Annotated in this window: 7 protein-coding genes; 3 read left to right on the top strand and 4 right to left on the bottom strand. The window is 63.8% G+C overall.

The features are described 5' to 3' along the window. Nucleotides 1-40 precede the first annotated feature (40 nt). Nucleotides 41-1081 (bottom strand): carbohydrate kinase, encoded by a 1041-nt coding sequence (locus B071_RS16440; protein ID WP_018526431.1) that lies wholly within the window; start codon nt 1079-1081, stop codon nt 41-43. Nucleotides 1082-1259: 178 nt separating this feature from the next. Between B071_RS16440 and B071_RS0107190 the strand changes: the two genes are divergently transcribed. Continuing rightward, the gene (locus tag B071_RS0107190) at nt 1260-1994 is read left to right on the top strand and encodes an HAD family hydrolase (RefSeq protein ID WP_018526430.1); all 735 of its coding nucleotides are present in this window, start codon (nt 1260-1262) and stop codon (nt 1992-1994) included. 143 nt (nt 1995-2137) lie between these two features. On the opposite strand, the gene B071_RS0107185 is transcribed toward B071_RS0107190, so the two are convergent. Then, complete coding sequence (locus B071_RS0107185; protein ID WP_040587731.1) at nt 2138-2557, bottom strand: Hsp20/alpha crystallin family protein; 420 nt, start codon at nt 2555-2557, stop codon at nt 2138-2140. 536 nt (nt 2558-3093) lie between these two features. Further along, nucleotides 3094-4509, bottom strand: coding sequence for a 23S rRNA (uracil(1939)-C(5))-methyltransferase RlmD (gene rlmD, locus B071_RS0107180; RefSeq protein WP_018526428.1), 1416 nt, complete (start codon nt 4507-4509; stop codon nt 3094-3096). Between rlmD and B071_RS0107175 the strand changes: the two genes are divergently transcribed. Both B071_RS0107175 and B071_RS0107150 read left to right on the top strand, forming a co-directional pair. Continuing rightward, nucleotides 4508-5461: a TrmH family RNA methyltransferase gene (locus tag B071_RS0107175; protein WP_438829611.1), complete on the top strand. Its 954-nt coding sequence runs from the start codon at nt 4508-4510 to the stop codon at nt 5459-5461. The two genes, rlmD and B071_RS0107175, sit on opposite strands and share 2 nt — an antisense overlap. A 4212-nt stretch (nt 5462-9673) precedes the next feature. Beyond that, entirely contained in the window at nt 9674-11263 is a 1590-nt protein-coding gene (locus B071_RS0107150; RefSeq protein ID WP_018526422.1) for a glucose-6-phosphate isomerase, read from the top strand. Between the two features lie 478 nt (nt 11264-11741). On the opposite strand, the gene B071_RS0107145 is transcribed toward B071_RS0107150, so the two are convergent. Continuing rightward, complete coding sequence (locus B071_RS0107145; RefSeq protein ID WP_018526421.1) at nt 11742-13061, bottom strand: ATP-dependent 6-phosphofructokinase; 1320 nt, start codon at nt 13059-13061, stop codon at nt 11742-11744. Nucleotides 13062-13152 lie beyond the last annotated feature (91 nt).

The raw sequence follows: 13152 nt of genomic DNA, 5'->3' as shown, positions 1-13152 counted from the left end.
GCGGTTCAGATCCGGGCCACTCAGAACCCGGGAATAATGGTTATTNCTCCTCCTGCCCCGTCAGAACGCTCCGGGCCAGGTCGGAGCCCAGGCGCACACCCCGGGAAAACTCCTGCCCCAGGAGAAAACTCCGGACNAGCCCGGCCAGAAAGGCGTCACCCGCGCCGGTGGCGCTCACCACCCGCTNCACCGCCTCGGGGCGCACCCAGCCGCTCTCGCGAGCATTGAGGTAGTAGGTGCCGGCACTCCCCCAGGAGAGCGCCACGTTCCGNACCCCTGCCCGAAGCAATTCCCGGGCAGCTTTTTCAAGGTCGCCCTCGCTGGCAATCTCCACCCCGGTGAGCTCCTGCGCCTCCAGCGCGTTGGGCTTGATCGTGTGAATTGNATCGAGTACGGACCGGAGCTTTCGTGCCTTGACCGACGAGACCGGATCGACAAAGACGGGGATTCCCCGGACGGTGCGGCAGAGCGTTTCGATCACCTCCTGATCCAGGTTTGCCTCTACCACCAGGGCGGCGGCGTTCTCCAGGACGCTCCGTTTCTGCTTCAGGTACTCCCGGTCCAGCAAGCTGTTGATGCTGCCCTGGGCGAGGGCCAGCTCCATGTCACCGGCCTCGTCGAGGATGGAGAGATAGACCGCCGTGGCTTGATCCGGCGTCACCAGGACGTGGGATACGTCCACCCCGGCGGCCCGGGAGTGTTCCAGAATCTGCCGTCCGTGATCGTCCGCCCCCACAACGGAGAGGAGCTTCACCGGCACCTCCAGGCGGGCCAGACTCTCGGCGATGTTCCGGCCCACCCCCCCGGGCGAGAGAACAACCCGGCCCGGGTTCGAGTCGCGCCGGCGCAGGGGCTGGTCNGGATAGCCCTGGATATCCATGTTGGAACCGCCCACAACAACCACCGGGGGAGCCCCCCCCAGGATATAGCCCCGACCGGCGATGCGCCCCTTGCTGATCAGGCGCGATATGTGAACCGCCACGGAGGATCGCCGGATTCCGAGACGCTCGGCCAGGTCCTGCTGGGAAATCATGGGATTCTCCGTGATGATCCGGAGTATTTCCCGCTCCCGGTTTGTCATGGGCGCTCCTTCACCGGTACCCTCGTCGATGCCCTCACCGAAGGGGACGGTATATAAACTACTGCTTAATAATAATCTTGTGCTTATTCGGTGTCAAGAAGAGGTTTTGCCGGGCCGGGGGGGGAACAGGGGGAGTCCGGGGGCTCCGAAAGAAGCCCCTTCCTGATAGACTCGCCCCATGAACGATCTATACGCCACAACTTCTTCTTCCTCCTCCGACGGGGGCTCTCTCTCGGGTGAGCCCCTCCTTTTCGACGCGGTTATTTTCGATATGGACGGGGTTCTGATCGACAGCGAGCCCCTGCACCAGCGGGTGGAACAGCAGATTTTCCGGGAATCGGGACTCTCCCTCTCGGCCCGGGAACACGCCCGGNTTNTGGGAATGAGCAGTCCCAACATGTGGGATCTGGTTCGCCGGGAGTACGGCCTCGCGCGCTCGCGGGAAGAGTTGCTTCGNCGGGAAGAGGAACTCTACCGGGAATGCCTGGANCGGGAGGGGGTCCCTCTGGTCCCGGGGGTCCTGGCCCTTCTGGAATTCCTGGAGGACCGGGGAGTTCCCCGGGCGCTCGCTTCGTCGGCACCGATGGAGCAGATCGAGTACGCCCTGACCCGCACGCCCCTGGGGCGGTTCTTTTCGGTCACTCTGAGCGGAGCTACCCTGCCCCGGAGCAAACCGGACCCCGAGATTTTCCTCCTGGCGGCGCGGGGTCTGGGGTGCGCTCCCCAGGTGTGTCTGGTAGTTGAGGACGCCCCCGCCGGGGTGGCTGCAGCCAGGGGGGCTGGCATGAGCTGTATCGCCTTCGCGAACCCCAATTCCGGCCAGGTTGACCTGGGCGCCGCTGACCGAATCTGCCACTCCCTGGATGAGNTAACGGCCCTGCTGAGCCAGAGCCTGGATACGCCCCGGGGGTAGCTACGGGGAAGATTCCGGTTTCGCCTTCACCTGTATGTCCTGATGTATGACCAGAGGTGTGTCCCGTTGTATTTCCTGATTATCTTCGGCGGGGTCTTCCGTGCAGGGACACGGCCAGGNCAGCCTCGGCNGGCCTGGCCCCTTCACGCGCGGTTNTAGCCGCGGGTAATCTTGATCTGCCGGGGCTTTGCCTCGGGCTTCTTGGGCAGGGTNACCGANAGAACACCGTTCCTGTAGGTGGCGTGGATCTTCTCCGGGTCTGCATCCTTGGGCAGGGAGAAACTCCGGTAGAACTCGCCAACCCGTCGCTCGCGCAGGACATACCGGGAGCCATCCTGATCCCCTTCCGCTTTGTTCAGGTTCCGCTCTTCCTTGNGGGAGGCGATCACCAGCAACCCGTCCTCGACGTGGACATCNATCTGATCCTCGGAGATACCGGGAAGATCAACTTCCACGAGGTATTCCTTTTCCTCTGCCCGAACATCCACGGCCGGCTTGAAGGTATCCCACCCGGGAGTGCTTCCGAAGACCGACGAGAAGAGCCGGTCAAAGGAATCNAGCATCGTTCCGTCACCACCAGCCACCGTCATGGGTCGTCGTACCGTTACATAGTTCATATCGTACCTCCTGTCGTTTCTGGTGCAGGTTCTCCTGGTTTTCGGCCGAGGCCGAGACCCNTCTGGCGTCTCTTTTGTCTCCTCGCCGTCACTGCACCGTTCTGATAATAGATAAGCACAAACCGTGCCAACTATCAGCAAAANCCGGAAAGATTTTTATAANCTCTTTCCTGACAATGAATTACGAATGGAANATCTCGAATTGCAGTACCAACTTCATACCAACTCTCCGNGAGGGTTCGGCGAAGAAACCGGGCAAAAATGAAACAGGGTCAAAACAACCCGGTNAAGNTGTGTCAAAAAGAAACAAACCGGGCATCGAGCAGGGTCGAAGGTGTTCCTTTTTTGCCCGCCGGGCCGCTGGCCCATCAGACGGGCAGACCGTCAGACCGGCGACCCCGTGACCCGGAGGATCACCGGTCCGANGCTTCGGGTTGCCCGGGTCCCGCCCGAGTTCTGACAGGGTCCGGACCGGGCTGGCCCTAGCGGCGCCGGAGCAGGACGATATTTTCCACGTGACGGGTCTGGGGAAACATATCCACGGGCTGTATATGCTCGATCCCGTAGTCCCGGAGAAACGCTCCGAGATCCGCCGCCTGGGTGCGGGGGTTGCAGCTGATGTAGACGATCGTCTCCGGCAGGAGCCCCGCCAGGGCCTTTCTCGCGGCGGGATGCATCCCGGCCCGGGGCGGGTCCACCATCACAACCCGGGGCACCCCTTCCCGTTCGATCACCTGGGGCAGAACCTTCTCGACCTCTCCCGCCTCGAAAGAGGCGTTCCCGATCCCGTTCCTCCTGGCGTTTTCCCGGGCCGCCTGGACGGCATCGTCCACGGACTCGATCCCCACGACACGCCCGACCCGCGGCGCTGCGGAGAGGGCGATGCTCCCGATACCGCTGTAGAGATCGAAAAGAAGGTCCTGGGGCTTCAGCTGCGCCAGGGCCAGCGCAGACTGATAGAGCCTCAGAGCCTGCTCGGGGTTGGTCTGGTAGAACGCTTTGGGATGAATCCCCAGGAGCAGATCCCCGCATTTCTCGGTGATACCGGGCTCGCCCCTCCAGAGGACCACCCGATGGGGATAGATGCTGTCGTTCAGGCTGGTATTGATTACGTAGTTCAGGGAGGTGATCTCCGGAAAGGCCTGGCCCAGGGCCTGCAGGATTTCTTCCCGCTGCCGGGGCTCATCCTCGCCGAACATGATGGTCACCATGAGGTCTCCCGTCAGGGCGGTACGGATGATCAGCAGGCGCAACAGTCCCCGGTGTTCCCGGGCGTGGTAAAAGGTATAGCCCGCCTCCCGGGCCAGATCTCCCAGAAACGAACGAATCGCCTCCGACGGGTGGGGTTGCAGATGGCACTCCTCCAGATCAAGAACGCGGTCGAAACGGCCCGGGGCGTGAAACCCCAACCCCCGNCGATCGGTGATCTCTCCAGCCCGAAGAATCTCCTCCTCGTCGAGCCAGCGCTCGGCACCGAAGGAGAACTCCAGCTTGTTCCGGTACCCGAACTCCCGGGGCGAGGCGAGGATCGGAGCCATCCCGGGCACCGCCTCGGCCAGCTCGTCCAGCTCGGCCTCGCGGAAGGCCGCCTCCACCGTGGCCTGCTTGAGCAGAAGCTGGTCAGCATAGGAGATATCCTGAAGGGTACATCCGCCGCAGGAACCGAAATGCGAACACCNGGGCTCCCTCCGGGAGCAGGCCGACTCGTGGAGAGCCAGAATATCTCCCAGGATTGTTCCGGCCTTTCGCCGTCGCACCCGTACATCCACCAGATCGCCGGGAAGCGCACCCGTAACTGCCACAGAGCGCTCCTGCCCATCGGGCAGCGTGTAGGTTCCCCTGCCCCGTCCCCGGCTGTCTACCCGGGAAATCCGAATCCCCGCGAGCTCTTTTTTCATGATTTCCCTCCTGAAGGGGGTTCACCCCCCCGGGTTGTACCCGCCGCCATGTTCCCGTCGCCTTGTACTCGCCACCTTGTACCCCCCACCGCCGGAGTTGTCAACGACACCCTNCCGCCCGTGGACAGATCTCCCCGGGCCGGGGATAATTGCTGCGATGAACACAGACCAGACAGAACCCCGATACCTCGAGCAGGAGAGCCCTCACCAGGAGGAACAAGCCCGGACGATCTCCCGGGAACGGCGTCTCGCCGAGATTGANCTGCTGCGGCGCTTCGTCACTCCCCGCCGCCAGGAACGGATGGACCAGGTTCTTGCAGCCAGAACCCGCCACATCACCCTTGCCGTGGAAGATATCTTTCAGCCCCACAACGGCAGCGCCATACTTCGCTCCTGCGATGCCTTCGGGGTTCAGGACGTGCATATTATCGAGAACAGGAACCGTTACCGCATCAATCCCGGGGTCGAACTCGGCACATCCCAGTGGCTCACGGTCCATCGCTACGGGTTGCCCGGCCCGGACCCCTCGGGTCCGGAAGAACCTCCCCGGGCGACCCTGGCCTGTATCGAGGCGCTCCGGGCCAGGGGATACCGCATCGTGGCGACCACCCCCCACCGCAGGGANGTGACACCCCGGGAGATATCCCTGGAACAGGGGCCCCTGGCGCTTCTCTTCGGCACCGAAAAGGAGGGCCTCACCGACACGGCCCTGGCCGCAGCCGACGAGTACCTGCGGATTCCCATGACGGGCTTCGTGGAGAGCCTCAATATCTCCGTCTCGGCGGCGGTAACCCTCCACACCCTGACGGAGCGGCTGAGAGAGAGCTCCCTGGACTGGCAGATCCCCCGGGAAGAGCAGGAGCACCTCCTTCACCGCTGGCTCTTCGGGAGCGTCCGCCACGCCCGGGAGATCATCAGCCGGGAGTTACCCTCCGGTCCGGACAGGCCCTGAGGGCCGCCTTGAGCACGGCCTGACGCGAGACGAGCAGGTCCTCCCAGGAAGGTTCCTGCCCGAGGGATCCTCCCCGGCGACGGAGCTGCTCCTGGAGTACCGCCACGTCCTCCAGATACATCCTTCGGCCCCGGCGCGAGAAGGCCGAGGAGAGGCGCATCTGGACACGGGATGAATCGCCGCACCCCGCCTGGATCAGCACCGCCCGGGGCAGCCGCTGCAGGGCACCCCGGAGCCAGGAAAGACGAGCCTCCTCGAGGACACCCTCCAGACGGCCCGAAGCGATCTGCTCTTTCCACACCGCCTGGAGCCGTTCCCGGCGGGGCTCGATGTAGAAGCGCTCCACCACCGAAGCGGCCGCCGGGGGAGGCCTCCGGCCGGGGCTGCCGACCCGGCGCTCCAGATCACCCACCAGAAGATCACAGGCGCGGCAGAAAGCATCCCAGGGTTCCCCGGCGGCCCCCTCCGGGGAACTGTGGAAAAGGAGTTGCTCCCAGGCGCGCCGTCCCAGAGCAGCCCGGAGCTGCTCCCGCCGGGACCGCGAGAGCCCCCGCGCCACCCGCACCATGGCGCGATAGTGGTCCCCGCTCCGGTAGGCCGTCTCCCCGAAGGTACGGGCCGCCCTTCCCCCCGCAGCCAGAAGCTCCTCGACCGTTCGCAGGGCGTGCCGNCTCTGCCGCTCGATCGGCGTGCGGGGCANCGTTGCCACCATCCTGCCCAGCCCGCCCTGGCGAAGATAGCGGTCGCACATCACCAGGGCCCCGCCCCGCTGAAGCGCCTCGAAGGACCCGGACTCGGTCGGGGAGAAGAGCTCTCCCAGAAGCCGCTCCAGCGNCACCCGGGGCCAGAAAACGGTCCACCCCGGTGATGATATCCTCACAAACTGCGATCCCGACCGGAGCGCCCCGGGCGCCACCCCCGAGGGGGGCAGTCGGGCCTGTTCCAGCTCGCCCTCCACACCCAGCCCCCGCAGGGCATCCCTGAGACGCACCATTCCCCGCGCCGCCGGAGCCCCGATTTCCCCTCCGCCGGGAAGAAAAATCCACGCCGCGCCTCCCATCCGGCACCGCCAGACCGGGCCGGCCTGCGACGCCAGAGCGACCTCCTGAACCCCCACGGAGCGGACCTCCACCTGACCGGGCCCGGAAACACCGCCCAGGGAACGCCAGAGGATCGTCCGGTCTGCGGCCCAGGCGAGAAAGGAATCCGGCAAAACCAGACGAATCGGCCCGGCCGCAGCAGATACCCCCCGGCGCAGATCCGGACCGCCGGGGATCTCCCCCGAAATTCCCCGAGCGGCCAGGATTTCTCCCAGGAGCGCGCAGAGGCCCTGACTGCCCCCGGAGAGAAACAGCCCCCGGGCCGGGCCCGAAGCTCCAGCGGCTGCGGGCGGACGCCCCCGGTGCAGGGGCCCTGCGGGCGGATAGAGCAGAATCTCTGTGGCTCCGGCCGGGGAAGCGGGCTCTGCCAGGATCCGGGAGAGATCAACCCTGGAAGAGGGAGCGAGAAGAAGCTCCTGAACCCTGCGGGGTTCCACGTACCGTTCCATGCCAAGACCCTATCACCGTCGGGGAAGAAGAGGAAAGATGGCCCCCTCTTCAAAAACTTTTCGCCAACAGCGTTGACCCGAACCCCCTCTCCCGCTATCGTAGCGGATATGACACCACGCGACGCCTTCCTGGCCGAGTTGCGGGATCGAACCACCTTTCACCTGGAGAAGCTTGCCCAGGANAGCGCCGAGACCTTCGGACGATACCTGAACCTTCCCGAAACGGGGCCCCGGATATACCGGCGGCTGGTGGAAACCTATGAGCTCGACGGTGCCCGGGAAGTAGCAGCCTGCATGATCGATCTTGCCTCGGGGGTCTTCTATCAGGGGGCGATCATGCTCACCGAACGGGAATACCTGGGACTGAAACTGATCCGCGACGAGTTTCTGCAGGAGCTGCCCCGGGAGACGGCCCGGGAGTTGCACGAGCTGGTCGATACCCTCGGCAGGTCCGACCCGACATAAGCCTGTGCACCGAGACGTGGCAGCCTGTACTACACGCGATTATCATTCATCTTGAGAGGAGCAGCCGTGTTTTTTACACAGGAACAGATCAGCAGCCTGCTCACAGGCGTCCCGGCCACGGCCCGGGACCGGGAGCTTGAAGAGACCCTGACACACCTGGCACCGCGACTCGCGGCGAAACGGAACGAATACCGCCACTTTGGTCCCTACTGGTGGTGGGTAAAACCCCTGGTCAAACGCCTGCCCGGAACCCGGAAAAGCTGGCTCCGGGGATCATACCAGGACACGTCCTTCCTGGACGCCGTCGATGCCACCGTGCCCCTTCCCGAGGAGAGCCCCGCTGCCGGGAAGGACGAGGTGAATCGCTGGCTCGCCTGGCTGGGGCTCCGCTACTACGAGGCAGAAATCGTCGACGAGACCCCGGCATCGCTCCACATCGTGGAACGCGCCGACAAAACNGTGATCGCCTACCGCATCTACGACGCCGACGCCAGCGAGCAGATGGACCTCTTTGGAGAGAACAACGAGAGCAAGGAAGAACTGGCNCAGTTCCTGGCNGACCCGGTACGGTTCAGCGGGAGCGCCTGGCTCAAGCGGGCCGACCGGTACATCGAAGANGGGGACCTTCTGCGGGGCTCTGCGGCCTTGCGCCGGGCCGTGGATCGTGCCATCGACGAGAAAGACCGCTCCACCGCCTGGATACGCCTGGGCCAGGTCTTCCAGGAGCANCATCACACCAGAAAGGCNATCTTCTGTTTCCATAACGCCTGGGAACGGGATCGGGAGGGGTGGATTCAGGGGCTGATCGCCGAGGCCTATCTGGAAGATCACCAGCCGCATCAGGCCCTGGGGTGCTACGAGGCCGCGCTCCAGGCGATGCCGGGCAACCCCGAATACCGGGCAGGGCTCGAGCGGTGCCAGCGCCTGATCGGAGAACAGAGCCGGACCTTCTCGCTCGACCAGGACCGGGTGGCGCCCTGACTCACCACCCGCCGACGGAACCGTCGCCCCGGGGCACCAGCCCCGAGGCAGCCAGGAGGCCTTTTCAGCCCTGGCAGGGCCAGAGCGCGCGGGGATAATCCCCGGCCTCGATCAGGGCCCCGATACGGGCCACCACCTGGGGCCGGTCATCCTGATACGTCACCCCGAACCACTCGGAATCGCTCCGCAGCACCTTCATGCGCGCCGTCCCGGCCTGGTTCAGACGATTCATGCCGTAGGGAATGTAGAACTCGCTCTTGGGCTCGCTCCCCCGATCTTCCAGAAACCTGCCGAACTCCTCCAGAAACTGGGGCATCGCTGCCGGAGTGAAACCGAAGAGGTTCATGCTCACCGGCTCGTGTCCCTGGAACCACTCAATCGCCTGATCCTGATCGTCCAGACTGGCGATCCCCTGGTCGCCCTGCCGGATTAACCGGGTGTGCTCCACAATGGAGGTGAGCCACCCCTGGTCATCGTGGGTCACGATCCCCCGGGAGACCGTGCCGTTCTCCGAGAGGGTCCGGTCCAGGCGATACCCCACCATGGCGTANTCGCGGCCCTCCGGGGAACACCGGGACAGGTACTCCGCCATGGCAGCCAGGGCAGGACGCCCATAGAAATCGTCACCGTTGATCACCGCAAAGGGAGCATCCACAACGTCGCGGGCGGCAAGCATGGCGTGGCCCGTCCCCCAGGGCTTGGTCCGCTCCGGGGGCACCACGGCCCCNCCGGGCAGGTCCGAAAGATCCTGGTAAACGTAATCCACCCGAAGGTCCGGGGGGAATTTCCCCGCAAAAAAGGCCCTCACATCCTCCTNGATCTCCCGGCGGATCACAAAAATCACCCGGTTAAAGCCCGTCCTGATCGCATCGTAGATCGAATAGTCGATGATGGCCTCACCGTTCATGCCCACCGGATCTATCTGCTTGATCCCTCCGTAGCGGCTTCCCATCCCGGCAGCCAGAACAACCAGCGTTGGTTTCATCGTCGGCGCTCCTTATAATATCATTTTNCTCACCGTACCGCAGAGACACCCTGCGTGTCACTGTATCCGTACCGGGAGAACCCGTGCCGGGAGAATCTGTACCGGGAATATCCACGCCGGGAAAATCGGCACCGGGAGCCTTCACGCCGGGAAGCTCCCCGAGGCAGATGATATCTCCATCGGGGTTGGTTCCGGGGGCGCCACTCCGCTATACTCAGCCAGGGAGGAACCAATGCTCACCTATAAAAACCTTGATCAAACCAGCGCCTACGAAAAACTCCGGAAGGCCCCGCCCTTCGACGTGACCGNCCTCACGGCCGAGCGGGTAGAGAGATGCCAGATCCCCCTCGCAGCGGGGCTCACCTTCTCCTGGGCAGCATCGCCCCTGGACGAGGCCACCCTGGACATCCTGGCAGAACTGGCCCGGGAACAGGAGCTTCCGGAAAAATACCGTGCCCTGGCCGAGGGAGAACGCATGAACACCGGCGAAAACCGCCTGGTGCTGCACCATCTTCTTCGGGGGCAACTCGGCGCCGATGTCATTCTGGAAGGAAGAAACCAGCGCGACTTCTACCGGGAGCAGCAGGACCGGTTCACCGCCTTCGCCGGGAGCGTTCGCGANGGTGTCCTGAAGGGCTCCACGGGAAANCCCTTCACCACGGTGGTGCAGGTCGGGATCGGCGGTTCTGATCTGGGGCCCCGGGCCCTCTACCTGGCCCTGGCCGAGTGGGTACGCACCCACAGAGCAGCCTCGGAACCGCTCCTGGAAGCGCGGTTCATCTCCAACGTGGACCCCGACGACGCCGCAGCGGTCCTGGCCGATATCGACTTCGANAGCACCCTCTTTGTGCTGGTGAGCAAAAGCGGCACAACCCAGGAGACGCTCACGAACGAACAGTTCGTGGCCGAACTCGCAGCGCAGCGCTCTCCCGGGCTGGAGATCGGGAAACACATCGTGGCGGTGACCTCCGAGACCAGCCCCATGGCCCGCAACGAGGGATATCTGGAGAGTTTCTTCATCGATGATTACATCGGCGGACGCTACTCCGCCACCAGCGCCGTGGGAGGCGTGGTCCTCTCCATCGCCTTCGGCCCCCGAATCTTTCAGCGGCTTCTTGACGGCGCCCACCAGGCCGACCGGGCAGCCCTGGAACCGGAGATCAGGAAGAACGCCGCCCTCCTGGACGCCCTGCTGGGGCTCTACGAGCGAAACGTTCTGGCCATGGCCGCCACGGCGGTTCTGCCCTACAGCCAGGCCCTCTCGCGGTTCCCCGCCCACCTGCAGCAGCTCGATATGGAATCCAACGGCAAGAGCGTCAACCGCCGGGGCGAGCCCCTGGGCTACCAGACNGGCCCCCTGGTTTTTGGCGAGCCCGGAACCAACGGCCAGCACAGCTTCTATCAGCTCCTCCACCAGGGAACAACCCCGGTGCCCCTGCAGTTCATCGGCTTCCGCGACTCCCAGCAGGGCCGCGATACCACCTTCGAGGGGTCCACAAGCCAGACAAAGCTGAAGGCAAACCTGGCGGCCCAGATCGTGGCCTTCGCCCGGGGACGAGCCCACGAGAACCCCAACAAGCATTTTCCCGGNGGACGGCCCTCAACCCTTATCGTCGGCGATCAGCTCACTCCCGAGGCTCTGGGAGCGCTCCTGGCGCACTACGAGAACAAGGTGATGTTCCAGGGCTTCGCCTGGAATCTGAACAGCTTCGATCAGGAGGGCGTTCAGCTCGGGAAGGTCCTCACCACGGAGCTTCTGACGGGTGCACCCGGNCCGGAGCTCCAGGCCTTTGCCCGCCTTCTGGGGGTCAGCGCGGGGTGATCGCACGAAAAGATCACCAAAAAATTTGACAACCCCCGGGGGGNGTGCGATATTTAAGGAGGACAGGGAAGGAGATTGGCCCCTTCCCGGGAGGGTANAGGATGACAGAAGCACCACCTAAAAGGGTAGGCTGGTCCTGAGCATGGCCCGGGGCCAGCGAGGCACTGGAGACATAATCTTCTTTTACCAGCCGCATGGGCGGCACAAACAAAGGATTCCAGTTTGATAGCGCGGTCATGGCGTGCATCAACTGGGGTGTCAAAGGCCGGCAGTCAGTGCCGGCCCTTTTTTTACCCTCTTTTATTGATTGAGCCTCTTTTTCACTCCCGGCCCCTGTTCTCCCGGATCTTCTCCGGGTCTCTTCCGGGTGGTCCCTTTTTCCCGGCGCCCCTTGTTTTTCCTGGTGTTTTTCCTGGCGTCCCTCGCCCAGGCGGTCTCGTCCGCTCTGGCTGAGGGAGCGCCCGATCCGCACACCCCGCTAGGCCGGCCCGATCTGCATGGGCTGGTGCGTCGCCTCCAGAACATCCCGCCAGAGATTGCCCTCGCGGTCCACCTGCTTGCGTCGCGACACCGCCACGGCCATGGGAATATGAACAAAATGATCGTTCACGAGCCCCACCAGCATTTTGGTTCGTCCCGACATGGCCGCATGAACGGCGTTATTCCCNAGCCGCGAGCAATACACGCTATCGGTGGGCGCCGCCACGGCGCTGCGAATCATGTAACTGGGGTCTATATACTTCAGCGTAAAGGGCTTGCCCCGATCTGCAAAATGCCGGGAGATCGCATCCTTCAGAAAAATACCGATATCGGAAAGCTTCCGGTTCCCGCTGGCATCGCTCTCCGACGAATCGGGAAGAAGGTCCTGTCCCGCACCCTCGGCCACGATGATCACGGCGTGACGCCGCGCATCCAGACGCCGCTCCAGGAGGTGCAGAAGCCCCCGCTCACCCTTCAGCGAAAAGGGAACCTCGGGAATCAGCACGAAGTTCGCCTCGTGGCTGGCCAGAGCGGTGTGGGCAGCGATAAACCCGCTGTCGCGACCCATGACCTTCACCAAACCGATCCCGTTAATCGCCGAATGAGCCTCGGTGTGAGCCGCCGCCACAGCCTGGGCAGCCTCGGCCACGGCGGTCTCGAAGCCGAAGGAACGTTCAATAAAGCTGAAATCGTTATCGATCGTCTTGGGGATTCCCACCACAGTTATTCGCAAGTTCCGTCGCTCGATCTCCTCGGCGATAGCCAAGGCGCCCTTCTGGGTGCCATCACCACCGATGGTAAAGAGCATGTTGAGATTCAGCCGTTCCAGGGCATCCACGATCTCTGCCGTCCGGACGCCCCCGCCCCGGCTGGATCCCAGAACGGTACCACCGATCTTGTGAATATCGTCCACCACATCGGGATCGAGCGGCAGCGTCGGTTCAGCCGTCTCGGGCAGAAGCCCGGGGTAGCCAAAACGGAGCCCCGTGATGCGCCGCACGCCGTAGCGGTACCAGAGACACCGGGTGATAGCGCGAATAACGTCGTTGATCCCCGGACACAGCCCCCCGCAGGTGATTACCCCGGCGTGAACATGGCCCGGAGAAAAATAGATATCCCTCCTGGGGCCGGCCACCTCGAGCAACCCCTGGCCCGAGACGGGGTGCTCCGAACCGGACCGGGAGAGAGCGGGATTAAAGATAATCCGTTCGTCGTCGCCCACATAATTGGCCATGTCCGTTCCCTTCTCGCTGGCGTAGGGAATCGGTGAGGGAATCGTGGCCTCCCCCAGACGGGCAATAGAAAAATCGTGAGACACAAAAACACTCCTTCCTCGCGGATCTGGCGATCGCAGATCTGGTAATCGCGGAACCACCCTGCCGGTGCAGATACCTCTGCACAGCCGACAG

The organism is Alkalispirochaeta alkalica DSM 8900, from assembly GCF_000373545.1.
Lineage (GTDB): Bacteria > Spirochaetota > Spirochaetia > DSM-27196 > Alkalispirochaetaceae > Alkalispirochaeta > Alkalispirochaeta alkalica.
This window is presented reverse-complemented; position numbering and strand designations above follow the sequence as displayed.